At 68.6% G+C, this 22,117-nt stretch carries 18 protein-coding genes; 8 read left to right on the top strand and 10 right to left on the bottom strand.

Features of this window, described 5'->3' with window-relative positions; genetic code table 11:
- Positions 1-10: 10 nt before the first annotated feature.
- Positions 11-1,048 (bottom strand): helix-turn-helix transcriptional regulator, encoded by a 1,038-nt coding sequence (locus G4D85_RS16725; RefSeq protein ID WP_164013079.1) that lies wholly within the window; start codon positions 1,046-1,048, stop codon positions 11-13.
- 34 nt (positions 1,049-1,082) lie between these two features.
- Here G4D85_RS16725 and G4D85_RS16730 point away from each other — a divergent pair, with 34 nt between their 5' ends.
- Positions 1,083-1,751, top strand: coding sequence for a hypothetical protein (locus tag G4D85_RS16730; protein WP_164013081.1), 669 nt, complete (start codon positions 1,083-1,085; stop codon positions 1,749-1,751).
- Between the two features lie 130 nt (positions 1,752-1,881).
- On the opposite strand, the gene G4D85_RS16735 is transcribed toward G4D85_RS16730, so the two are convergent.
- The 3 genes from G4D85_RS16735 to G4D85_RS16745 all read right to left on the bottom strand — a co-directional run bounded on the left by G4D85_RS16735 (position 1,882) and on the right by G4D85_RS16745 (position 4,377).
- Positions 1,882-2,427, bottom strand: a complete 546-nt coding sequence (locus tag G4D85_RS16735) for a hypothetical protein (RefSeq protein ID WP_164013083.1) — start codon at positions 2,425-2,427, stop codon at positions 1,882-1,884.
- Positions 2,428-2,520: 93 nt separating this feature from the next.
- Entirely contained in the window at positions 2,521-2,916 is a 396-nt protein-coding gene (locus tag G4D85_RS16740) for a hypothetical protein (protein WP_164013085.1), read from the bottom strand.
- Positions 2,917-3,117: 201 nt separating this feature from the next.
- Complete coding sequence (locus G4D85_RS16745; RefSeq protein WP_164013087.1) at positions 3,118-4,377, bottom strand: hypothetical protein; 1,260 nt, start codon at positions 4,375-4,377, stop codon at positions 3,118-3,120.
- 342 nt (positions 4,378-4,719) lie between these two features.
- On the opposite strand from G4D85_RS16745, the gene G4D85_RS16750 reads away from it, so the two are divergent.
- Positions 4,720-8,466 (top strand): carboxypeptidase regulatory-like domain-containing protein, encoded by a 3,747-nt coding sequence (locus tag G4D85_RS16750; protein WP_164013089.1) that lies wholly within the window; start codon positions 4,720-4,722, stop codon positions 8,464-8,466.
- 151 nt (positions 8,467-8,617) lie between these two features.
- On the opposite strand, the gene G4D85_RS16755 is transcribed toward G4D85_RS16750, so the two are convergent.
- A complete protein-coding gene (locus G4D85_RS16755; protein ID WP_164013092.1) occupies positions 8,618-9,832 on the bottom strand; it encodes a methyltransferase in 1,215 nt (404 codons plus the stop codon).
- Between the two features lie 38 nt (positions 9,833-9,870).
- Positions 9,871-10,788, bottom strand: a complete 918-nt coding sequence (locus tag G4D85_RS16760; RefSeq protein WP_164013094.1) for a LysR substrate-binding domain-containing protein — start codon at positions 10,786-10,788, stop codon at positions 9,871-9,873.
- Between the two features lie 111 nt (positions 10,789-10,899).
- On the opposite strand from G4D85_RS16760, the gene G4D85_RS16765 reads away from it, so the two are divergent.
- The 3 genes from G4D85_RS16765 (at position 10,900) to G4D85_RS16775 (ending at position 13,815) form a co-directional block, all read left to right on the top strand.
- Complete coding sequence (locus tag G4D85_RS16765) at positions 10,900-11,820, top strand: MBL fold metallo-hydrolase (RefSeq protein WP_164013097.1); 921 nt, start codon at positions 10,900-10,902, stop codon at positions 11,818-11,820.
- A gap of 145 nt (positions 11,821-11,965) precedes the next feature.
- The gene (locus G4D85_RS16770) at positions 11,966-12,775 is read left to right on the top strand and encodes a GNAT family N-acetyltransferase (RefSeq protein WP_164013099.1); all 810 of its coding nucleotides are present in this window, start codon (positions 11,966-11,968) and stop codon (positions 12,773-12,775) included.
- Positions 12,776-12,984: 209 nt separating this feature from the next.
- On the top strand, positions 12,985-13,815 hold the full coding sequence (locus G4D85_RS16775) for an alpha/beta hydrolase (protein ID WP_205525571.1): 831 nt from the start codon (positions 12,985-12,987) through the stop codon (positions 13,813-13,815).
- 17 nt (positions 13,816-13,832) lie between these two features.
- On the opposite strand, the gene G4D85_RS16780 is transcribed toward G4D85_RS16775, so the two are convergent.
- Together G4D85_RS16780 and G4D85_RS16785 are read right to left on the bottom strand one after the other, a co-directional pair.
- A complete protein-coding gene (locus G4D85_RS16780) occupies positions 13,833-14,144 on the bottom strand; it encodes a hypothetical protein (protein ID WP_164013101.1) in 312 nt (103 codons plus the stop codon).
- Positions 14,145-14,357: 213 nt separating this feature from the next.
- The gene (locus G4D85_RS16785) at positions 14,358-14,903 is read right to left on the bottom strand and encodes a hypothetical protein (protein WP_164013103.1); all 546 of its coding nucleotides are present in this window, start codon (positions 14,901-14,903) and stop codon (positions 14,358-14,360) included.
- A gap of 387 nt (positions 14,904-15,290) precedes the next feature.
- Between G4D85_RS16785 and G4D85_RS16790 the strand changes: the two genes are divergently transcribed.
- Positions 15,291-17,870, top strand: coding sequence for a hypothetical protein (locus G4D85_RS16790; protein ID WP_164013105.1), 2,580 nt, complete (start codon positions 15,291-15,293; stop codon positions 17,868-17,870).
- A gap of 66 nt (positions 17,871-17,936) precedes the next feature.
- Positions 17,937-18,542 (top strand): Crp/Fnr family transcriptional regulator, encoded by a 606-nt coding sequence (locus tag G4D85_RS16795; protein WP_164013107.1) that lies wholly within the window; start codon positions 17,937-17,939, stop codon positions 18,540-18,542.
- On the opposite strand, the gene G4D85_RS16800 is transcribed toward G4D85_RS16795, so the two are convergent.
- Positions 18,520-19,185 carry a DUF4386 domain-containing protein gene (locus G4D85_RS16800; protein ID WP_164013109.1) on the bottom strand — a complete coding sequence of 222 codons (666 nt, stop codon included), beginning with the start codon at positions 19,183-19,185 and terminating at the stop codon, positions 18,520-18,522. The genes G4D85_RS16795 and G4D85_RS16800 overlap by 23 nt on opposite strands.
- Before the next feature lie 740 nt (positions 19,186-19,925).
- On the opposite strand from G4D85_RS16800, the gene G4D85_RS16805 reads away from it, so the two are divergent.
- The gene (locus G4D85_RS16805) at positions 19,926-21,095 is read left to right on the top strand and encodes a linear amide C-N hydrolase (protein ID WP_275900296.1); all 1,170 of its coding nucleotides are present in this window, start codon (positions 19,926-19,928) and stop codon (positions 21,093-21,095) included.
- A 193-nt stretch (positions 21,096-21,288) separates the two neighbouring features.
- Here the strand turns inward: G4D85_RS16805 and G4D85_RS16810 are convergent, their stop codons facing one another.
- On the bottom strand, positions 21,289-22,104 hold the full coding sequence (locus tag G4D85_RS16810; protein ID WP_205525573.1) for a hypothetical protein: 816 nt from the start codon (positions 22,102-22,104) through the stop codon (positions 21,289-21,291).
- Positions 22,105-22,117: the final 13 nt, after the last annotated feature.

The raw sequence follows: 22,117 nt of genomic DNA on the forward strand, positions 1-22,117 counted from the left end.
GCGGCGGGCGTCACAGCGGCGAGAGACGCTTCCGGTAGGCCTGAGGCGTCATGCCGTACCAGCGTCGAAAGGCTCGAAAGAACGACGCCTGCTCGACGAAGCCGAGCAGGTATGCAACCTCGGCCAGTGACAGCTCCGGTTGCTTCAGATACCCCTCCGCCAGCGCCCTGCGCGTGTCGTCGACCAGCGATTGGAAGCCAAGACCGAGCTCGCCAAGGCGGCGCTGCAACGTGCGCTCACCGAGGCCCAGGACTCGGGCGACACCCCCCAGGGTCGGCGCGCCCTGCTGGAGGTGGTCTCGGATGACGGCGCGCACCTGGACGAGCAGCCTCGGAGCGTCATCGGGCGTCGGCAGGGCGCGCTCGAGGATGCCGAGAAAGTAGCTCTCCATCTCGGCGTCCGCCTTGCGCACGCCCAACTCCGAGACGGTTGGCTCCAGGACCAGCGCGGCGCAGTCAGCGCCGGTCGTCACGGCGGCGCCGAGTGTCTCCGCGTAGAGCGCGCGCTCCCGCGCGGGAATCCCCGCCCGGCGGCTGTACACCGCCCTCACGGGGATGGGGGAGTCGCTCAGCAGGGAAAGCAGTCGGACGGCAACGAGCATCGTGTAGTCGGAAATGAGCTCGCTGCCGAAGCGAGGATCGTCTCGCTGCTCGCGGATGTGCAAACCGTCGGCTGCGAGAACCGTCTGGTAGGTCGCGGTGCGGTTGGTCAGCCTCTGGAAGCGGGCGTGACATGCCATCGCCACGCCGAGGGTCGGCACGGTCTTGCAGGCGAGGCCGACAACACCGAGGCTCTTGGCGTCATACGCTCGCACCGCTGCGACGACGAACTCGGGATAGCGGGGCTTCTCGAACATCAGCTCCATGTGCGCGTACGTCGACGCGCCGCTGACGCGCGCGTCAGGCTCGAGCAACGCCTGTCGGCGCCAGCCGAGCCGACTTGCCAGTTCGCCCTCGGTGGCGCCGAACCGGAGCGACGTCTCGAATGCCGGGATGACGTTGCATGCGGCGATGTCGCCTTCGGACAGTGGTTTGGCGGCCTGCGACATTGTTGGCGGCTCCCTCGTTCAGCATCATCTCCGCATGAACCGACTGGTTTCGCTCTTCTTTTTTGCATGCGGCGCAGTGGGCTGTGGGCACGTCCCCCTCTCCTCCGCGCAGGCGTCGCGACTGACGACTCCCGCAGCCAATCATGGTGAGTTGGTCTACGTCGGTACGGTGACGCCAGAGGGGAGCACCGCGCCCGCCTTTCGCTACGAACGACGCGTCATCGAGCGCGCGAATGGCGAGCGCGTCTCGACACACATCACCTTCGCTGGCGAAACGACGGTCGTGCTGCAACAGGCGACGCAAGACGTTGACGGTCGGCTCATCGCGTTCGATGAGGTGCACGGTCAACGCGGCGAAGCACATTCCTTCGATGGCGGAGAGGCCCGCGAGGCAGACCTCGTCGTCGGGCCGACGCTGTTTCGCTTCGTACGCACGCACCTGCCTGAGCTGCGCGCAGGCCGGGCCGTCCCCCTGACGTTCTGGGACCGAGGCAGCACCTACGGCTTCGAGCTGACCTTGAATGGGGACACCGTGCGGATGCGTGCGACGAGCTTCTTCGTCGGGTTGGCGATTGCCCCGATGGAGCTCCACCTCGGCCCGGATGACCAGATCATCGCGTACCACGGGCGCGTGCCCCCGATGCACGATGGGCGCGCCACGGACGCTGACGTGACCTATGTCTACCTCACCCCGTTTCGCTAGCCCGGAAGCGAGGGCCCAGCGAGCCACCGGCTGCACGCCCAGCACCGATTCCCGGGTGCGTGCCAGCAGCAGCTCCAGCGCGTCTCTCGGGGCCACGGCCTGAACAGGGCCCCCATCCCTCTATGCGTCCTCAGATGGGTGAACCGGGGTCCTCCAGCCGGAGCCGCTGGTTGCTGAGGGCCATCAGCAGCTTGCGGACCAGCTCCATGTACTGCGCGTCGGTCATCTGGCCCCGAAGCTTGCGCAGCTCTTGAATCTGGGTGCGGCCCCAGCTTCCGGAGACGAGGCTGTCGTCCACCAGCCGTTGGACCTTCTCGTAGGCGGCCACGTTCTCCGGAGTGGGCGGGAGTGGAGTCTGCTCCTTCTCCGGGACTGGGCCGTCATCCGCGGAGGCCACCGCCGTGCGCAATTCCTCCCGCAGCATCTGGCGCAGTTCCTCTCGCAGTCCCGAGAGGTCCATGCCCACCGTGGCCCGTGGGGCGGGAGCGACGGAGAGGCTCGTCGGTAGCGCCTCCAGTCTGCGCGCCAGCGCCTCCATCCGCGCTTCCTGCCGCTCGAGCCGCATCATCAGCTCGTCGGCGGGTGGACCTGAAGTGAACGCCTGGGCGAGGTAGAAGCCCGCCAGCGCTGTCAGGAGCGGGATGCCGATGCGAGACACTGTCGATGGGATGCGCATGAGAACCTCTCGGCCGGGAAACGGCGTGCCACCAGCGAGCGCTCGTCGCGCCTCCTCACGGCAGGCAGGAGGCGCGGGCCGAGCCGGTGAGGGCTACGGATTCCTCGGGTCCAGGTAGGACGTCGCGCGCACCTCGGCGGAGGTGCAGTTGAGGTTCGCATCCCAATACACGACAAGATACCCGTCGTCCGTGATGCCCTTCAGCGCCGACAGCACCGAAGCAGAGGTCGCGATACAGAAGCCCATCTGGCCCGACGCATTCCGGGCGGCGAGAAGTGCGCGCTCGCCGGTGCTGCTGTCGCCCTGAAACACGATTTCGACAAACGAGAAGTTGTCGGAGGAGTTACGGGCCCCGCCCATGCTGGCGTAGAACATGCGGTTCGTGCTGTCGACGACCACGGGGAAGTTGTCCCGGTACCCGGCCCAGGCCGTGCCGCCAACACCGAGGAACGACAGAACCAGACCCATCCCCACCATTCGCTTCATCATGGAAACACTCCTTTCGGATGCGGGGCCCGCACGGGCCATCCGCCCATGGATGGCCCTGTGGGCCCCATGGCGAAGCGCACCGTAGACACCCGGTCTGACACGGTTCGCACCTCGGTGTCGTGGAGCCTGCGGCAGGCAGGGTCGCCAACGCTGAGGGGCCGTGGAGCACCTCACCGTCCCCGAACACGACTGACGGCGCGCTCACTCCGGGATTCGGACGTCCCTCGGGTGCCCCGCCAGGTGCATTGCCATCCTGAACGCGGGCGAGCTCCTGGCGTCGGAGAACAGCGCCGCCCCGGACGCGGGGATGAGGTGCCCGTTGCGACGGCGCTTCACCTGGCTCCCGCTCCGCTCGCAGAACCGCGCGAAGTCCGTCAGGTGCCCGGTGCTGACGCCACGCTCTCGCACGTGGAACTGGCACTGGAGCTCCACGAACACCAGCCCCTCCGTATCCGACGCACGGAAGTGCACGACCGAACCATCGTCGCAATGGAACACTGACGCGCCCGGGTCCACCGGGCCCGCGAGGAACGGCCGTAAGAACTCCAGCGCCGCGTCCCTCGGCACGGCCCGCGCGGTCCCCACGCGGTACTTCGGAATCCGGGCCACCTGGGCCTCGCGGGCCGCGCTGGCGTCGAGGGGCGGGGGCGGAAGGTGGAGAACCAGCGCGTCATCGCTCATCCAGCCGAGCATGCAGCCTGCGTCCCAGATGGCCATCAGCGGCGAGCAGGGGTCCGGCAGCTCCGCGTAGGGCCTGCCGACGAGTGCCTCGGGAAGGGAGAAGGGAAAGCGGACGTACTCCATTCCTACGCGCCGGTACTGGGCGTGGTAGGGGCCACGAGGTACGAGCGCCCCGGCGGCGACGGCCCGTGCCCAGTGCTCGTATATCGAGACGTCCTGGGTGAACACACGCCGCGCGGCGTCCCGGGCCCGCAGCCTGGACAGCCTCGCGACGGTGCTCGCCGGGGCACCGGGCGTCCGCGGGGCGGCCTTGCCGGTGTGGGCATCCAGCATGGCCATCGCGTGGCAGAGCGTGCCCTCTCTCCGGAGCTCGAACTGCTTGAGCTTCCGGCGCGGGAGCACGTGCCACACGAGCCTGCGCGGCAGGGACTGGCCCCAGGGCACCAGGGCCTCGGCCACCTCCCACGCGAGCGCCTCCACCGCGAGCATCACCTCCGCCGAGGCCGCCACCCACGCCACGGCCTCCGTGGAGCGGGGACGGGGCTGCTCGCGATACTCCGAGTTGCGGCCCCGCGTGGGAATGCGCGGGACGCGGAATACGCACCGGCCCGGCTCCGCCCAGGACGCCGGAAGCAACCCCCGCCCGAGAAGCCGGTCCCATGCCGCGCCAGCGTCCTTGGTGCCCCGCACCTCGATGAGCGCTTCCTGGAAGCGCGGTGATTCAAGGCGCAGCAGCTGCTGGTCGAGCGCGAAGAAATCGAAGGTCCTGTTGGCAGGCACAGGCCAAAGTCTAGCCTGGAACCGCAGATGTGCGTTTCCAATGGCGCGACACCATTCCGGGGCCGCACGTGAACCAGGCGAATGTCAGTGCCTGTCCGACTTGTCGTGAGTTAATGATTTTGCGGGGTCGTGTTTACTGTTTCAGATGACACGTCCCATGATGACGCGCAGGCCGTGTCATCCACACGCGGATGAGCCGAGCCCTGGCGTGCGCTGTCGTGCACGCGAGGGAGGGCACGTGAGACACGCGCCGGAGCAGCTGGGGGGCGGCGTCGTGGGATGGGCCTGAGTCGTTGCCTCCCAGTCCACATCAAGAGACAGGCGGACGACGTGATACCCAATATGAGAGGTACGGCGGGGGCTTCCCTGCTCCTCGCCCTATGGCTCGGCGGCTGTGTCGGCGAACAGGAGTCTTCCCCGCGTCCGGAGGAGCCCGAGACGCCGACGCAGCAGTCTCAGGCGGCCAGCACCGCGCGGCCTCCGCTGGTGCGGGGCTACATCGCGGCTCGGGTGGGTGACGGAGACCGTCTTCCGCGCCACGACGTGTACCTGCCGGGTGTGAAGGTGTTCCTGCGCAACCTCTCCACGGGCGCGACCACCGATACCGACGAGACGGACCTGAGCGGGCGCTTCACCCTCCCCGCGGAGCTGAAGACCCGTTTCGAGGTGTGCTGGGATGCTCCGGGCTTCATCACCGGCTGTGACTCGCAGCACGCGTTCACCGTCAACGCCCCGGTGGAGAACGTGGGCACGGTGCTCATTCCCGTCGATGCGTCAGGCTCCACCGCCGTCGTCTGGGGCAAGGTGTCGCTCGCGGACGGCTCCAAGCCGCGCAAGCTGTCCCCCCTGGACAACGTCAACGCCTTCGCCCGCGTGGAGCTTCAGGACAAGTCCGGCGGCCGCCTGTACGACACGTATGTGAACAACTTCGGCGAGTACCTGCTGCCGCGGGTGCCGGAGAAGGACCCCGTCGTGCTGCGGGGCTCCATGGAGAGCGCCAAGGTCCTCCAGCCCCTCCACCCCGACGCCAACCTGGCCGGGCTGCCCTGGCACCAGGTGGACCTGAGGTTCGGCAACACTCCGCCCCGGGTAAAGCCCCTCCACGCCGGCGACTCGGGGGGCCGCTGGGTGAAGTCCGCGGCACCTGGCGCCGTGGTGACGCTCAAGGCGTCCGCGGAGGACCGCGAGGGCCACCCCCTCGAGTACCTGTGGAGCCTGGACGCGGGCGCGGGCTCGCTCAGCGCCACGTCGGGCTCGTCCGTGCAGTGGACGCTGCCCAACGTGCGCGGCCTCTTCACCGCGCGCGTGCTGGTGTACGACGGCCACGGCGGCTACTCGGAGCAGTCGCTGTCGCTGCGCACCGACGGTGCCTTCGTGCTCTTCTCCGGCTTCGTCACCGACAACCTCGGCGCCCCGCTGTCCGCCGTGAAGGTGGAAATCCTCACCAGCGCCGGCAACACCACCACCACGACCAACACCTCTGGCTTCTTCCGCGTCTTCGCGCGAGACGCGGACCGCTACGTCTTCAACCTGCGCAAGCCGGGCTACGGCATGGTGTCGCAGAACTACGACCGCGGCATCACCGGCGGTCGGTGGAGGATGCAGCGCGCCACCGTGGTGGTGGTCAATCCCACGCTGGCCATCGACCTGACCAGCCAGCGCAGCGCGTCGGAGTGCCCGGGCCGGCCCAGCGAGAAGCTCGACTGGAGGGGCAAGTACGCCTCCGCGCTCACCCCGCAGTGGCAGGACGGCAAGGGCAACGTCATCCCGCCCCCGAGGGAGCAGGGCGCACTGCCGCTGCCCAACCCGCAGCCTCCGAAGCCCTCCTGCGGCCCCGGCATGCGCGTGCAGATTCCCGCCAACGGGCTGGTGGACTCGCTGGGCCGCGCGCCCACGGGCAACGTCGAAATCGCCCTCACCACCATCGACCTGAAGTCCGCGCAGATGCCCGGTGACTTCACCACCGCCGCGCTCAACGGACAGACGCTGGTGGCGCAGAGCTATGGCGCCGGCACGGTGGAAATCTATAGCGGAAACACGAAGTACAACCTCAAGCCCGGCGTCACGGCCACCGTGACGATTCCGGTGGACCCGACGCAGCTGGCCACCGGCGCGGTGCTGCCGAACACCATCCCCGTGCTCTACTACGACGAGGTGGCGGGCATCTGGAAGGAGGAGCTGACCGCCACGCTCAACGCCGCGCGCACCGCGTACGTGGCGCAGGCGCCGCACTTCTCCATCATCAACATGGACCTGGTGAAGACCAACCAGGCGTGCGTGCGCGTGGACAGCAGTGCGCTGGCGGACGCGCAGTACACGCTGGAAATCGCCGTGCCCATGCCGGCCGGCGCCGCGCCCGTGTACCGCACCGTCCTCATCGACAACGCGGCGGCGCAGCTGCACGCCCTCTATAACCTGCCCACGAACACCAACATCGTCCTGGTGCCCATCCGCCAGGGCAGCAACGTCCCCATCGGCACGTTCGTGGTCAACACGGGCGGCGAGCAGAACCCCACCACGCCCAACGCGCCCGCCTTCCCGTATGCCGCGTGCGCCACGGAGGTGGACTTCGAGGACCGCGTCATTCCGCCGCCCACCATCGACTTCCTCCACGGCCTGGACTCGTTCGCCGCCATCGACCTGGACGAGCTGAACGAGGCGGACCCGGTGCAGGACGCGCTCAAGGACGCGCTGGAGCAGGCCTCCGATAACTACTACACGCAGGCGGACCCGCGCTCGAAGCGGCCCACCTTGGACACGTTCAAGACCTACAACGGCTTCCCGGCGGGCGAGGTGCGCGGCGTGTACGCCAACCACGTGGACCTGGGCTTCGGGCGTGACATGCACTGCCGGAAGCGGCTGGACTTCTTCGGCCAGGACGAGGTGGCCTGCTACGTCAGCAACTACGGCAACATCGGCACGGCCGACTCGGCGGACGTGGAGGAGGCGCGCCTGGCGGGTACGCCGGTGGCCACGGTGGCCATGGAGTTCTCTCCCGTCGAGTCGGAGCTCGGCAATCCCGACGAGTTCGACGACCCGGAGCGGGTGGTGAAGTTCTACGTCTACGATGAGACGGGCACCCGCGTGGGCAAGGCCAACCTGGACAACCTGGGCACGCGGCCCATTCCCCAGCTCTGCATGGTGTGCCACAACGGCGCGTACCCCGGCGGCGACGTCCCCGCTCCCGGCTTCCCGTCGTTCCCGGACCGTGAGTCGGTGAAGATGGGCTCGAGGTTCCTCCCGTTCGACCTGCAGTCGTATGAGTTCTCCACGTTCGCGGGCTTCACCAAGGCGGACATGCAGGACGAGATGAAGTCGCTGAACATCAACTACGTGCTGCCCACCAACCCGGGCGCGGCCACCACCGACCTCATCAACGGCTGGTACGCGGGCGGCGCGCTGGTGCAGAACGAGGCCTACGTGGTGCCGGGCTGGAACGTGCCCGCGGAGCCCCTCAAGGGACAGACGTACCGGGACATGGTGGGGCGCAGCTGCCGCACGTGCCACGTCTCGCAGCTGGACCCGGACCTGGCCTTCACCACCACCACCCAGTTCATCAACCGGCTGGGCAGCATCGAGGCCCGCGTGTGCGTGCAGCACGTGATGCCTCACGCAAAGAAGACGCATGACCTGTTCTGGGACAGCACGGGGCCGCACCAGCCCGGTCTGCTCCAGATTTTCGGCGACACCTACGGCAACGTCGGCAACGGGTGGGACGGCGAGCTGTGCGGGACGTACGTGAGCGGTGGCTCCACGCCCATCACGGACTACACCACGGTCATCCAGCCCATCTGGAATGCCAACTGCACGGTCTGCCACACGGGTGGCTCGCCTCCGGGGGAGCTCAGCCTGGCGTCCGCCGTGTCCTACGCGCAGCTCGTCAACGTGGGCGCCACGCAGAGCACGCTGGACCGCATCGAGCCGTTCAGCCCGAACAACAGCTACGTGTGGCACAAGCTCAACGGGACGCAGGCGGGTCCGCCGGCGAATGGCGGCGGTGCCCAGATGCCGGCCGGGGGGGCCCCGCCGCTGTCCGCGGGGAACCTGAGCAGCATCTCCAGTTGGATCAATGGCGGCGCCCTGCCGTGATGGGGTGACGTGAGCCGTGAGGGGCGGGCCCTGGAGTGCCGGGGCCCGCCTCGCGGGTCAGCGCTCGCGGCCGGTGCGGCGCTTCGGCCCGGTCGGTGGGCCTTGCTGCGCGGACAAGACGCGGGGCGGGCGGGGCCGGCCCGGCACGTGCTCAAGCGCTCCGCGACGCGATGAGCGCGAGGTTGCGCGGAGACAGGCGCGGATCGAAGAGCTGGAGGAGCTCGACCTGGAAGCCCAGCTCCTCCAGGAGGATCGCGCGATCAAGCAGGAGCACGACCTCCAACGCCCTCGCGAAGCGGTCCCTCAGCAGGTGGCAGAGCAGAAGCTCCCGCGTCTCGGCGCGAACGGACACCTCGAAGGCATCCAGCTCGGCGTCCGTCATGCCGGGCGCGAGGCCCAGGTGCTCCAGGCGGTCGCGCGCGTAGACGGCGAAGCGTCCGGCATAGAGCGTCCGGGGCGCGTCCCCTGCTCTCACGAAGCCGCGCTCGGGAAAGCGCTGCCTCGATAGGAGATCGAACGCGAAGCGCCACGCGTACACCCGCTTCATCCGCGCGAACTCCACCTCGGTCTTGTGATGCCGTCCCCGCGTCGTCAGCGCCAGGGCATGCGGGGTGAAGGGCAGCGGATGCGCGCCCCCGAAGCGTGAGACGGGGTAATCCCGCGGGGCCTCCAGCTTGTCGTAGCAGCAGCCGATGTTCAGGATGAAGCCCGCCCCCTGGCTCTTGCGGATCTGCGTGAGGGCGAGCGGCCCGCAGGTGTGCAGACCGATGGAGGCCCGGTCCCGGCCGGAGAAGAGCGGATCGAGCTGTGGTTGGAGCCCGTCCTCGACGGAGGCCTGGATGAAACACAGGGTGCCCCCGCTCGGGGGGTGGGTTTTCGTCAGCCACCGCCGGCCCTTGTCCTGCAGCGCGGCGTCCCGATCGATGCTGTGGAAGGTCCACCCGAACGTCCGCGCACAGAGGCGGGCGAGATGTCCCATGCCGCCGCCGATATCGACCGCCTGGTGGATGAAGCGCGTCCTCGGCGCGAGCAGGGCGAGCACCCGCTCGAGCTCGTGGGTCTTCTTGGCGCTGAGTCCCTGCGTCTCCGAGACCGTCAGCGCGTGAAGGCCCTCGTGCCAGGGCAGCGCCGTCAGTTCCTGGAGCGCGCCCAGGAGCGCGTCCAGGGACGGAGGCGGGACGCCCACGAGCGCTCCCTGGTCCAGGCGCCGCTCGCCCGCGTCATCGAGCGACCGGGCATAGGCCAACCAGTCCTCGGGATAGGCGGCGCCGGACCCGGGCCAGCCCTGGAGGATGGAGCGGGACCAGAGCGGGGACCAGGGCCGGAGTTGGTGCGTGAGCGCCTCGAGTCGCTCCTGGAAGTCCATGTCGGCGCATCCTATGCGCCGCGCCCGTGAGTGAGTCGTCACACGATGCCCACCGGTAGCTGGGGCGCCTTCGGTCCGCCCGAGGAGAAGCGCTCGCGCAGGAGCTGGATGAAGCGGGTCAACGACGCGGGGCGCTGGCGGGACGTGCGGGTGACAGCGCTCCAGCGGCGGCGGACTCCGCGGGGCGTGAGCCGGATGGCGTGCAGTCCATGGCGCTGGGCCGGTAGCATCCATCCGGGCAGAGCCGTCACGCCGACCCCCCCTCGCACCAACTCGATGAGCGCCTCGGTGAGGGGCACGGGTGAAACCCGCTGTGGCTCGACGTTCGCGGGCCAGAGCACGCGCGTGAAGACATCGAGCTGCTCCCGGGGCGCGGCATAGGTGAGCAGGTGCTCCGACACCAGCTCCTCCGCCGTGACATGGCCGCGCCGCGCCAGCGCGTGGCCCGCGGGAACCACCAGCAGGAGCTCGTCCTCGAAGAGCGGGGTCTGCGCCAGGCGGGCTTGCCGTGGGACGTCCGTGGTCAACGCGAGATCCAGCCCTCCGCTCAGCAGCGCGTCGAGGGGCTGACGCGTGGCTTCCAGGACGATGCGCAGCTCGGAGCGCGGGTACTCCGCCTGCCACTGCCCCAGGATGGGCGGCAGCCAGCCATACACCGTGTAGCAGCCCGTGCTGAGCCGGAGCAGGTCGTCCTGCGGGTGTGCACGGCAGAGCGCCTCTGCCTGGGCCACCTCGGTCAGGACCCGTCGCGCCGAGCTGAGGAGTTTCTCGCCCGCGCCGGTCAGGAGCAGACGTCGCTGGCGGCGCAGGAAGAGCTGCACGCCCAGACGCTCCTCGGCGTCGCGGAGCTGGTGGCTCAGGGCCGAGGATGTGAGGTGAAGATGTCGGCTCGCCGCGGCCAGGCTTCCGGTGTCGGCGACCGCGGCAATCAGCTTGAAGTGACGAAGCTCGAGCATGCCAGGGCAGCTTCACATGAATCCCGTTCATCAACTTCGCGAAATCGTTTCGCTGCACTCAGGAGGCGGGCCTCCTTAACGTTGGCGCCCCATTGCCAGGAAGGCGGACGGATGCCCCAGACAGACAGCTTCACGAGCATGACGCCATTCCAGGCCTCGGCAGAGGCATCACGGCCCGAGCGGACCGGCCGCCGGGACTTCCTACGCGCGGCGGTCTCCCTCGCCGCGGGCGCGGCGCTACTTCCCCCTGGCACGGGCCGTGCGGCGAAGCCTGACGACAGCGCAGCGCTTCGCGCACAGCGGCTGGCCTGGGCCGGAGTGCGGTTGCAGCTGGGGAAGGACACGCTCTTCCTGGACCCATTGCTCGACCCCGCTGTGTGGGGGCCCGCGCTGAAGGACCCGCTCGTCCCCCTGGACGTGGCCGACGGCGGGCGCTTCGTGCTGGTGACCCATCGCCATCCCGACCACTTCGACCGGATGGCCGTTCGCAAGGTGCTGGGGGACACTGGCACGCTGGTGTGCGCCCCGGACACGGCCGCCGCGGCCGCCGCGGCGGGGTTCCGAGTGCGGTCCGCTCCGCTCTACGAGCCCGTCCTGCTCAATGACTTCACCGCCACCGCCGTTCCCGCGGCGGACGGCTACGGCGATACCCAGGTGTCCTGGGTTGTCTCCGGAGGAGGCCGTCGCATCATCCACTGCGGCGACACGCTGTGGCACGGGTCCTGGTGGCACATCGGGCGTCAGTTCGGCCCCTTCGATGCGGCATTCCTGCCCATCAACGGGGCACGCTTTGGCTGGCGGAAGCCCGTGAGCGACATACATGCCGTCCTGACACCGGAGCAGGCGGTCGCGGCGGCCGTGGTGCTGGGGGCCCGGCTCCTCGTTCCCATCCACTATGGCGTCGCGGCCTCCGAGGACTACCAGGAGGTCCCGGGCGCGGAAGCGCTGCTCCTGGCAGCGGCGCGGAAGCGGAAGGTGAACGTGGAACTGGCACGCCCGGGGGAGTGGCTGACCTGGCGGCCCCGGACCTGAGCCTCACATACAGGCCTTGCGAGAATCTTCGATAGGAGGGACAGGGGCACTGTTGCGTGCGAGGGAGGGGCATGGAGCGGCAGCGGAGGGAGGCTGACGGGGCCTCCAGAGGTAGGATGGCAGCTCCTCGAGTCAGGGAAACGACATGCCCGTTGATGAGATTCTCGAATCCAATACGCAGTTCCTCAATGCCTGGCGCTACTTCGCGCGGCACAGCCCGACCGGCGAGGTCCTCGACCTGCCCGAGGTGCACATCGCCTCGTCCAACGTCTCCTGGATGATGCTGAACGTGGCCTTCCTCCCGGCCCCGCTGGAGACGGAGGCGGAACTGCGGAGCGCCGCGGCCGCCGCCGCCCGCTACTTCGCGCCCCGGGGGAACGGGTGGATGCTCGCTGTCTGCGAGGACTGGCTGGCTCCCGGGCTGCGACCGCGGGCCGCGGAATTGCTTGCCTCCCATGGCTTGCAGACCGGCATGGACACCATCGGAATGGTCACCGACCGCCTCATGGAACCCGTGCGGCCCCTGCCATCGCTCGACTTCCGCCAGGCCGCGGATGCGCGGGGCCGGCAAGACGTGGCGGACACCAATGCGCACGCCTACGACGCGCCGGGAGACGTGGTACGCGCGGCCCTCGATGTGCCGGCCTACTTCGCGGGCGAGGGGCAGGGGGTGGGCTATGTGGCCTACCGCAACGGGGAGGTGGCGAGCTGCGCGACGGTTCTCCCCATTGAGGGCATTGCCTACGTCGCGCTGGTAGCCACGATGAAGGAGCACCGCCGGCTCGGCTGCGCCGAGGCGGTCATCCGCCAGTCGCTCGCCGAGGCGCATCGCTCGCAGGGGCTGCAACGGACGGTACTGCACGCGACCCCGGCGGGTCATCCCGTCTACCTCCGCATGGGCTACCGGCCGGTGACGCGCATCCACTTCTACATGGCAGCGGCGAGCGGACGATAGGTCGGACGGGGCGCGCGTACTCCGGTGGCGCGGCACGGGGCCTCCTCCATGGGGCGAGAGGGGCGCGGCCGGAGTCGCGGCGCCTCCATCGCTGCTCGTCAGGCATGCCTTCGTCGCCCATGGAGGCTCATTCAGGGCGCGGAAGCGTCCCGGCCACGTGACGCTCAGACTCGAAACGTCGAGTCGCGCATGAGGGAGGAATCGACGCGATGAAGCGAAGGACTCCAGGAAGTGCTCGAGCCTTCCCGAGGGGCGCTCTGCGCGCCACCGGGATGCTGGTGCTGCTGTGCCTCATTGGCTGTGGAGCGAAGCGGGAGACGACACGCGCGGCCGAGGCTCCGGCCGAGGTCCTCCCTCCCGAGTCCAGTGCGCGCGTGCACGCCCGCCCAGGGCCGGTGAAAGGCGAGCACGGCCCCCTGGGGTTGCATCCCCTGGGCCTGGGTGGGAAGCGCGATGGGTTGTTGTACGTGCCTCGCTCCTATCGCCTGGAGCAGCCCGCGGCGCTGATGGTGCTGCTGCATGGCTCGCGTGGAAACGCGCGGCAGATGTTGGAGGTGATGGAGCCTCTGGCGGACGCCGAGGGCTTCCTCCTTCTGCTCCCCGAGTCACGGGACACGACGTGGGACCACAAGATGGGCCGTCACGGTCAGGACCTGGCCTTCCTGGACCAGGCCCTGGCCCACGTCTTCGCGCGCTACGCCGTGGCGCCGGAGCGCATCAGCCTCGCGGGCTTCTCGGCTGGCGCGTCCTATGCGCTGTCGTTGGGCATCCTCAACGGCGACCTGTTCCCGCGCATCATCGCCTTCTCGCCGAGCTTCGTTCACGCAGCTGAGCCCCGAGGCGAGCCGCGCATCTTCATCGCACATGGCGACAAGGACGCGGCGCTTCCTGTCGAGCAGACGGGCCGCCGAATCGTCACGGAGCTGGGCGCCGCGGGCTTCGAGGTGCGCTACCACGAGTTTTCGGGCGGCCACTCGGTTCCCGCCGAGGTGGCGCGCGTTGCCGCCGACTGGCTCCGCGAGACGAGCGCGGCGAGATGAGCCTGGGGGTCCGTGGCCTACACGGTGCCCACTTCGCTCAGGGCGTCATCCACCTCCGTCAGGGCCATCCGGTCGGCGGGCGTCACCGGGAAGCCCGCCTTCACTCCCTTGCTCACGGCCTCGAAGCCCTTGGCGACCCTTTGCAGGTCCGCCAGGATCCGGGGCCAGGAGGGCTTGGGGAGCTGTGACTGCAGCACCGCGTCGTCGAGCTGCCGGGAGACCGGCAGCAGCAGTGCGAGCGTCGCCGGGTGCTCCTTGGGGTCCCTCCCGAGGATGGTGGTGTAGGTGGCACGCCACGTCGTCATCACCGCCATGAGAGGGAGCTGCACCGCGTCGCCACCGGCCCGGTGCACAGCCCGAGCGGCACCCGTCGGCGGCCCTCCTCGGCCCCTTTGCACCTGCCACCACCCTCAACAGCGCCTCCATCTCTCCTATACTTCCCGGCGGGCGGAGCGCGGCGGGGACCGGCGGACCCGCCGCCGGTTCCCCGGGCGCGACGTGCACGCGACAGGTGCCGTGACGCCGCGATGCGAGGCGTGGGCTCAGCCGCAGGTGTTGTTGCAGTCGCTGGGCTGCGCCATCCAGCGGCAGTCGTACCAGGTGGTCTCGTACGAAATGGTCCGGCCGTTGCTGTAGTACCGGCGGGTGTACTTGTCATACTTGTACAGCGGCGCGCCGCCGTCGCAGTCCGAGCCCGAGTCCCAGGGACCGAAGCTGCACGAGTTCGCGCTGAGATAGGTGCCACAGGCGGCCGCAGCGGAGACGTCCTCCTCCGGCAGCTCGCGCCGCACGGAGACCAGGGGCGCGTCCTCCCCGTGGCGCTGGAAGACCAGCTCCGTCTTGCTCTCTCCCGTCACGGGGATGCGCAACACGAGCGCGCCGGCCCCCTCCTCCACGATGGCCGCGGAGGGCTCGAGCACGTCGCCGCGCGATTCCAGCATCTGGTAGGTGGCCTGGAAGTTGTCGTGACGGAAGGCCTCCCGAAGCGCGGCCTCCCGGCTCATCGACGGGGTTTCGGACTCCCCCCCACACCCGGCGGCGACGAGCGACACGGCGGCTGCAAAGACACAACCCAGAATGTTCTTCATGGCGTTGAGCTCCTGGCGGTGATGCACGCGAAGACCCGCTGTGGGCCTCTGCGGCACGACCACTATGCGGAATCCAGGGGTTGGGAGATACTGCAACACCATTGCAAGTGTGGTGGACTTAACCTGAATTACGTGGTTTCCGCTATTTTACGGGATTTGGGCTTGCATCCCTCTCAAGCCAAAGGTCTAGCAGCGCCGTGATTTTCGGGCTTGGTGGCACTACGCAGCCCTGCTTTCCTCCAGCCACTGCATCGGAGCGTGCCACCGCAGACGTCTGCGTTGGCACGGACGGCCCTGGGCGGGAGCGGCCTGGGCTCCGACGGCTGTAGCGGCACTCTTGATTGCAACCTGGATACACCTTCGGGCGGCTGATAGTCATGCCCCTCCATGACTCTCCCCGCCCGTCCAGCGAGCGTCCCGTCCAGCGCCGAGTACCTCCGAGACACGAAGCAGTGGAGCGACGGTCCACGCGTCGACGGGAAGAAGCAGGGCCTCTGGCGCTTCTGGCGGCAGGACGGCTCGCTCCAGGAGGAGTGTGAGCACCAGGACGACCTCCCCCACGGGCGCGCGGTGCGCTACCACCCCGACGGCTCGCGGTCCGCGGAGCAACAGTGCCACCAGGGGCAGGTCATCGAGGTCATGCTCCACCTCACCGACAAGCCGACGGACGAGGACAACCCCAGGCTGCCGCCCGCCATCCGGAAGATGCGCGTGCTGTTCGAGGACGGCTGGCAGAAGCGCATCCAGTTCTTCGACGCGGCGGACCTGCCCCTGACGGTGGACGGCAGGCCGGCTCCGACGCGGCCCGCCGGCCTTCCGGAAGACGCCTACCTCACCGACGACGTGCGCACGTGGAAGACGGGCCTCTTCAAGAACGAGCGCACGGCGAAGGGGCTGCACCGGTTCTGGACGCTGGAGGGCGAGCTCGTCACGGTGGCGTACCACTCCGGTAATCGGAGGAGCGCGGACAGCCGCCTGCCAGACGTCAAGCGCAATGGCAGCCTGCTGGTCCATGCCACGGAGCTGGGCGACACCGAGGCGGTCGAAGCGCTCCTCGCGCTGGGCTTCGGGCATGAGCCGGGGGCCGCGCTGGACGCGGCGCTCGCGGGTCAGCCGGAGCTGGCGAAGCGGCTCCTCGCGCTCCCTCCCGGTGAGCCCTTCCATCCGCGTGGCGAGCACACGCGCCCCGGTGCCCTCCCGGCCGAGGCCGTCTGGGTTCCAACCCGTCAGCAGTGGGTGGTCGGCACGGTGGACGCCGAGCAGGGACCGGTGGGGACCTGGACGGTGTGGTGGATTACCGGAGAGGCCGAGGACGGAACGCTGAAGGGCGGCCTCGAGGTGGTGGAGTTCCAGGGCGGCCGCACGCGCCACAAGCGCGAGTACCGGCCCCCGGGCGAGCACGGTGAGCTGAAGGAGGAGACCTGGTTCGACGAGGCGGGCCGCCAGGTGCGGCGCCGAAGCTTCGACCGGCCGGAGGGCTTCACCGAGCTCGAGTCGCTCCCCTCGGGCGAGTCCATCAAGCGCCAGGGAAAGCTCCCGGACCGCATCTGGAGCGAGGAGCACTGGGACGCCGAAGATGAGCTCGTCAGCGTCCGCTACTTCGACGACGAGGGCCGGCTGAGGACGGAGCTGGTGTCGAGCGAAGGGCACGGACGCGTCTTCGACGAGCACGGCACCGTGGTGGCCGAGGGTGCCGTCGAGGGCGAGCGGCTCACCGGCACCTGGAAACTCCATGGTGGGGACGCGGAGGCGCGGGAGCTCGACGTCGGCGGGCTGTCGCTCGAAGCGTCCGTGGAGCTGGGGACGTTGCTGCCGCTCATCTCCCGGATGCAGGAGGAGCCCGTGCCTGCCTTCCTGGAGCAGGCGATGGACCTGGAGTGGGCGGACCTCAAGAGCCACTTCAACCTGGACCCGGAGCAGGTCCCCGGCCTGCTGCGCGTCATCGCCCTCGACACACGAGCGGCCGTCGAGCATGGCCTCAGGGCGCTGGGCGACGACCTGTACCACCAGGGCACCCTCTCGGAGCTCGCGGGCCCGGTGCTCCCGTTCCTGTGCGCCATCACCTCGCACATGAAGGACGAGGAGACGCTCGAGCAGTTGCTCACGTTTCTCTCGGACGTGGGCACCCGTGGCTACAACCTCGACGCCGCGAACACGCTGAAGAAGGCCTTCCGCCAGCGGAAGGGGGCCCTCGAACCCGGCCACGGCCTCTTCTTCCACGCGCTCGTCGAGCATGCGGAGGCCTGGGTCCGGCTGTCCCGGCATGCGAATCCGAGTGTCTGCGAGCCCGCGACCGTGCTGCTCGGCCTCACCGACGACGCGCGCGCCGCCAGTGCGCTGTGCGTGCTCCTCGAAGGCCGGGCGGGCACCCCGAGCCAGCAGGCGCTCGCGGCGCGAATGCTTTCGCTCCATCCGGCGAAGGACGCCTCTCGCGCGGCGCTCGAGCGCGCACTGGGCTCGGAGGATGGGAAGCTCCGGAGCGAGGCCGCCAAGAGCTGGCTGCGCCTCCACCTTCCGCACACGGACAGGGCCGTCGCGGTGCTGCTGGAGCAGGTGCGGGCGGGGAAGGCGGAAGCCGCGGTGATTCTCACGCTGCTCCCCGCCGGGGAGCGGGCGCGGCACCAGGGCGTGCTCATCCAGGCCCTGCTCCAGGCGGACCTGAGCACCGTCTACGGAGTTGCCCGGGCGGCGCTCTCCGTCACACGGGAGAAGGGTGCCGACGCGGAGCCCTCCGCTGCACGGCGCGAGGTGCTCGAGGCGTTGCTCGCGAACAAGCGCTTCTGGAGGCTCGATGTCAACGCCGCCGAGGTGCTCCGCGAGGTGGGGCTCCCGACGACGCGCGCGGGGCTGGAGGCGCTCCTTCGAGGAGCGCCTGTCGACGAAGTGGGAGCGCGCGATGGCTTCCTGAGCGCCGCCAGCGGCATCGATGGACCGAGCGTCGAGTCCTTCCGGGAGGAGGACGCATAGCCGCGGGAGTCGGCCGTCAGGTGCTCCTCTTTGAGCTTGCCCCTCCCCGGAAGGCCCTGGTTTCCTATGAAACACAAGCTCGTCGACTACTTCCGCCGCATCTCTCCTCTGTCGGACGAGGAGGCCCAGGCCATTCTGGACAGCATGGTGGTGAAGACCTGTCCGAAAGGCACGCACTTGCTCATGGCGGGCCAGGTCTGCACCGAGGCCTACTTCGTCCTCCAGGGCTGCGTCCGCCAGTACTACGTCGTCGACGGTGAAGAGCGGAGCAACGGGTTCTTCACCGAGGACGAATGGGTCCTCTCGATTCACAGCATGATGAACCAGACCCCGGCGGAGCACTTCCTGGTCTGCGCGGAAGACACCACGATGGTGGTGGGCACCGAGCAACGCGAGGCGGGCCTCTATCGACGCTTCCCCCGCTTCGAGAGCATCTCCCGGAGGGTGATGCAGAAGGTCCTGGCGGAGCAGCAGGAGCGGTTCGCTTCCTATCTCACCGATACCCCGGAGCAGCGCTACCTCAAGCTCTCGAAGACGCGGCCGGACATCCTCCAGCGGATTCCCCAGTACCAGCTGGCCAGCTACATCGGCGTGAAGCCCGAGTCGCTGAGCCGGATCCGAAAGCGTATTGCCACGCGCGGCAAGCCGGCTACGCCGCGACGGAAGGCGTGACCGTCCGGAACCCCTTGGCGATGAGCCAGCCACCGAGGAACAGCTCGAACAGGCCCCCGGGCCCGGAGAAGAGGATGCCCCACGGCAGCCCGAAGAGCTCGAGGACGGCCCCCAGCGCCAGAAGCCCGTAGCCCACCGCGCCCACCAGCGGGAGCAACGAGGGAAGAAGCCGGGAGCGGTACAGCGACAGGCAGAACGCCACGCTGCCGGCCCCCAGGATGATCATCGCGAGCTGGTACGCCCAGAAGTTCCCCTTCGAGAGAAGTCTGGACAGGGTCACCAGCTCCGGCGTCGTCTGCCCTTGCGCGGATTCTCCGAGCTGAAGGATGCACAGAAGGAACACCACTCCGACGATGAGGAGCAGCGCCTCCATCACCCGCGTGCAGACGTACGCGATGGCGATGCTCGGGCTCCGCTCGCGGAGTATCGGAAAGAACAGCACGCCAAGCCCGACGACGGTGATGGAGTTCAACAGGAGCAGCAGCGCGCCCCCGACGAACAGCGTCCTCTGCCCGGCCACCACGGCCAGGTGCTCCGGCTCATTCAGGACGGAGGTGACGAGCGCGGTGCCGATGCCGTAGGCGAAGAACGGAAGGAGAAAGAGAATTCCCAGGGAGCGGGAGTAGAGGCGGGTGGTGTTCATCGCGAGGGCTCCAGAACGTTCAGCGACGTTGTGGCCTCGAGAGTAGGGAGGGGGCGCCCTCGCCCGCATTGACGAGGGTTAATAAAGACCTGCTCGTACCCGTATGACGAAGACCGCTCTGCGTCGAGCGGTCCTCGCGGTGCCCGAAGCTACCTGACGCAGTTGAACAGGTTGTTGCTGACGTGGATGCCGCTCATCGCGTACCCGCCGGCCCCGCACACGTGCATGGGATAGGCGTCCTTCGTGCCAGGGTTCCCATCCACATACTCGGAGACGACGCCCGTCCCTGGATGCGCTGGGCACGGCGAACGACGCGGAGTTCCACCAGTGGATTGACTGCGTCGCGGCGCCTACTACTACCTCATGCTCGTGGCCCGCACGCCCTGCTCGGACGTGAAGCTGGAGGCCCGCTTCGACAAGACACCCTGAGGCGGGTATGCAGGTGACGCCGCACTTCCATTCGCGGGTGCCGCGCCTGCTTATGTCCGTGTCGCAACATTTCGCAAAGACATGCTTCGCCCGTCTGGGTGTGCCACTTTTCATTTCATAGATTGAGCGGCCTCGCCGCCGGATCGCGCAGGAGACGCCGCGATTCTCGTGCGGGGCGGCATCCTCCAACATACGCTGAGGCGTCGCGCATAGCGGTGAAATACCACCCAGAGAGAGGCCCCAGAATGTGCACGAGTCTGATGATCAGCGTCCCCGCCAATCCCGGTCAGAGCTCTCCAGACGCGACGCGGATGTTCGTGAGCGCGAGAGCGCTGGAGATGCCGGGAGTGATTGAGCAGAGCGTCTACGTAATGCCGAGCAAGCAGTCCTGGCCGCTGACACCGGCCGCTCCCGGCGCGGCGGCAGCCCAGGGGTGGACGACGCTCAATTGGACCAATCCCTATGGTTTCGTGGGGATCGCCCCCTCCGGGAGCAACTGGGACACTCTGCCGACCTTCAACGACGGCATCAACAGCGAGGGGCTGTCCGTCGGAGCGCTGTGGCTCGCCCCCGGTACCCAGTACGGCACCATTGGGGCTGGGACGCAGAGCAATCAGGTGTCGTTCCTGGATTTTCCCGCGTGGATCCTCGGCAACTTCGCGTCGGTCAATGACTTCCTGTCAGCCTTTCAGAAGATCATCGTCGTCGGGCCTCAGCCGGGAGAGAAGTTCTATGTCCCGCTGCACTACATCGTGACGGACAACACCGGTCAGAGCGCCGTCATCGAGTTCATCGGGGGCACGCCCCAGATCTACAAGTGCACCAACGGCGTCATGACCAACTGGCCGACCTACGACTGGCAGCTGACGAACGTCAAGAACTACTACAATCTGACGCTCGTCGGCAGCGCCACCTCCACCTCGGGTGCCGGCAATCCCGTCGGGGGCGGTCTGGTCGGATTGCCCGGAGACTCGCTGTCCGCCTCGCGATTCGTCAGAGCAACCATCCTCTCCCAGGGCATCAGCCAGCTCCCGGCGGACGGTATGGGCTGGCTGCCGGCGCCAGGCATCTTCCAGACGTCGCCGCCGTCGAAGACCCCGCCCGGCTTCGCCGGTCCAGAGCAGACCGCGGTCATGGTCGCGCTGCAGCTCACGCAGATCTGCATGGGGACGCCGTACGGGATGCTGCTGGAAACGGTGAAGAACTCGCCGTCCACGACGGGCACTCCAGACACCATGCCACCCTCGTATACGACCACGTACGGCGACTACACGATGTGGACGAGCGTACGCGACCACACCAATCTCAAGTACTACTTCATGTCTGCGTTTAGCGGGATTCTCACGATGATCGACCTGAACTCGCTGAACTTCGCCACCACACCGGCGTACCCGAAGGCCGCGAGCATCGCGATCATGCCCCAGGGGGGCGCGCCGTGGCGCGTGGATGCGACGAAGATGCTCACGCCCGCAGCCGCGTGAGCTTCCCGTCGCGGGTTCGTCCACACCTGTCGTTGGAATGCCAGGGCATATCACACGGGTGCCTGAAAGACAGACAGCACGGCGCCTGATGAGGACATGACCGCGAAGCAGCAGGAGACAGCGAGCAGGTACGTCCCGCCACGCTGTCTCCTTTCAGGGCTCCGGGCAGCTGGCGCTGACCGGAGCCCGGGGGCTACTGCGGCTGCGGCTGCTCCAGCGCCTCCAGCATGCGCGTCTTCAGCTTGGGGCTCGGGCTGTCCCCCACCGAGGCCGCCTGACGCTGAATCACGTCGGTGCGGCCCATGAAGCGCAGGCCGTCCAGCGCGGCCAGCCGGATCGAGGTGGGCTCCGCCGCGTTGCCCAGCACGGCGCCAAGTTGCTCCGCGTACGCGACGAGCCCCAGGCCGCCGAGCTGCATCAGCGCGAGCTTGCGCACCTCCGGCTGCGAGGAGGTGCTGGAGGCCGCGAGCTGGGAGAGGAGCGCGCCGTCGGCGGCGGTGAAGAGGCCGCGGTGCGCCAGGTCGGCCATCGCGCTGTAGCGCAGGTAGGGCACGGACGCGTCGAGCTGCGCGAGCGCCACCGGCTTGAACGCCTGCGGGTCCCTCCAGGTCTGCTGGTAGTTGGCAATCGCCGTGCGGTAGCTCTCGGCCTCGTGGAGGCTCACGGCCACGATGGAGTACGCGCTGGTTGCCAACTCGAGCCCGCCCGCCGCGTCCATCGAGAGGAAGAGCAGGTAGTAGTTGCCGGTCACGAGCTGCCTGTCCGCGGTGTACGTGTCATGCGGGAGCGTGAACAGGGTGGGCGTCTGGCCGGTGAGCTGCACCGACGTCGTGAAGACCATCGCCGTGCTGCCGTTGGACGTCAGCTGCGCGATGACCGCGGACCTGGAGTCCTCCAACTGGCCGCCGAGCGCATCGCCTCCGGGAGCAATGTCCAGCGCGAGCGCCTTGCCCGCGCCGACGAAGAGGGTCATGCAGAGAATGGAACTGAGCAGGATTTGATTTTTCATGGAATGCCTCGCC

It is taken from the genome of Pyxidicoccus trucidator (genome assembly GCF_010894435.1).
GTDB classification, from domain to species: domain Bacteria; phylum Myxococcota; class Myxococcia; order Myxococcales; family Myxococcaceae; genus Myxococcus; species Myxococcus trucidator.

What these genes read in the sequence shown, in the direction of transcription:
- G4D85_RS16725 (WP_164013079.1), bottom strand. Translation starts at nt 1,048, where the DNA reads ATGTCGCAGGCCGCCAAACCACTGTCCGAAGGCGACATCGCCGCATGC.
- G4D85_RS16730 (WP_164013081.1), top strand. Translation starts at nt 1,083, where the DNA reads ATGAACCGACTGGTTTCGCTCTTCTTTTTTGCATGCGGCGCAGTGGGC.
- G4D85_RS16735 (WP_164013083.1), bottom strand. Translation starts at nt 2,427, where the DNA reads ATGCGCATCCCATCGACAGTGTCTCGCATCGGCATCCCGCTCCTGACA.
- G4D85_RS16740 (WP_164013085.1), bottom strand. Translation starts at nt 2,916, where the DNA reads ATGATGAAGCGAATGGTGGGGATGGGTCTGGTTCTGTCGTTCCTCGGT.
- G4D85_RS16750 (WP_164013089.1), top strand. Translation starts at nt 4,720, where the DNA reads ATGAGAGGTACGGCGGGGGCTTCCCTGCTCCTCGCCCTATGGCTCGGC.
- G4D85_RS16755 (WP_164013092.1), bottom strand. Translation starts at nt 9,832, where the DNA reads ATGGACTTCCAGGAGCGACTCGAGGCGCTCACGCACCAACTCCGGCCC.
- G4D85_RS16760 (WP_164013094.1), bottom strand. Translation starts at nt 10,788, where the DNA reads ATGCTCGAGCTTCGTCACTTCAAGCTGATTGCCGCGGTCGCCGACACC.
- G4D85_RS16765 (WP_164013097.1), top strand. Translation starts at nt 10,900, where the DNA reads ATGCCCCAGACAGACAGCTTCACGAGCATGACGCCATTCCAGGCCTCG.
- G4D85_RS16770 (WP_164013099.1), top strand. Translation starts at nt 11,966, where the DNA reads ATGCCCGTTGATGAGATTCTCGAATCCAATACGCAGTTCCTCAATGCC.
- G4D85_RS16775 (WP_205525571.1), top strand. Translation starts at nt 12,985, where the DNA reads ATGAAGCGAAGGACTCCAGGAAGTGCTCGAGCCTTCCCGAGGGGCGCT.
- G4D85_RS16785 (WP_164013103.1), bottom strand. Translation starts at nt 14,903, where the DNA reads ATGAAGAACATTCTGGGTTGTGTCTTTGCAGCCGCCGTGTCGCTCGTC.
- G4D85_RS16790 (WP_164013105.1), top strand. Translation starts at nt 15,291, where the DNA reads ATGACTCTCCCCGCCCGTCCAGCGAGCGTCCCGTCCAGCGCCGAGTAC.
- G4D85_RS16795 (WP_164013107.1), top strand. Translation starts at nt 17,937, where the DNA reads ATGAAACACAAGCTCGTCGACTACTTCCGCCGCATCTCTCCTCTGTCG.
- G4D85_RS16800 (WP_164013109.1), bottom strand. Translation starts at nt 19,185, where the DNA reads ATGAACACCACCCGCCTCTACTCCCGCTCCCTGGGAATTCTCTTTCTC.
- G4D85_RS16805 (WP_275900296.1), top strand. Translation starts at nt 19,926, where the DNA reads ATGTTCGTGAGCGCGAGAGCGCTGGAGATGCCGGGAGTGATTGAGCAG.
- G4D85_RS16810 (WP_205525573.1), bottom strand. Translation starts at nt 22,104, where the DNA reads ATGAAAAATCAAATCCTGCTCAGTTCCATTCTCTGCATGACCCTCTTC.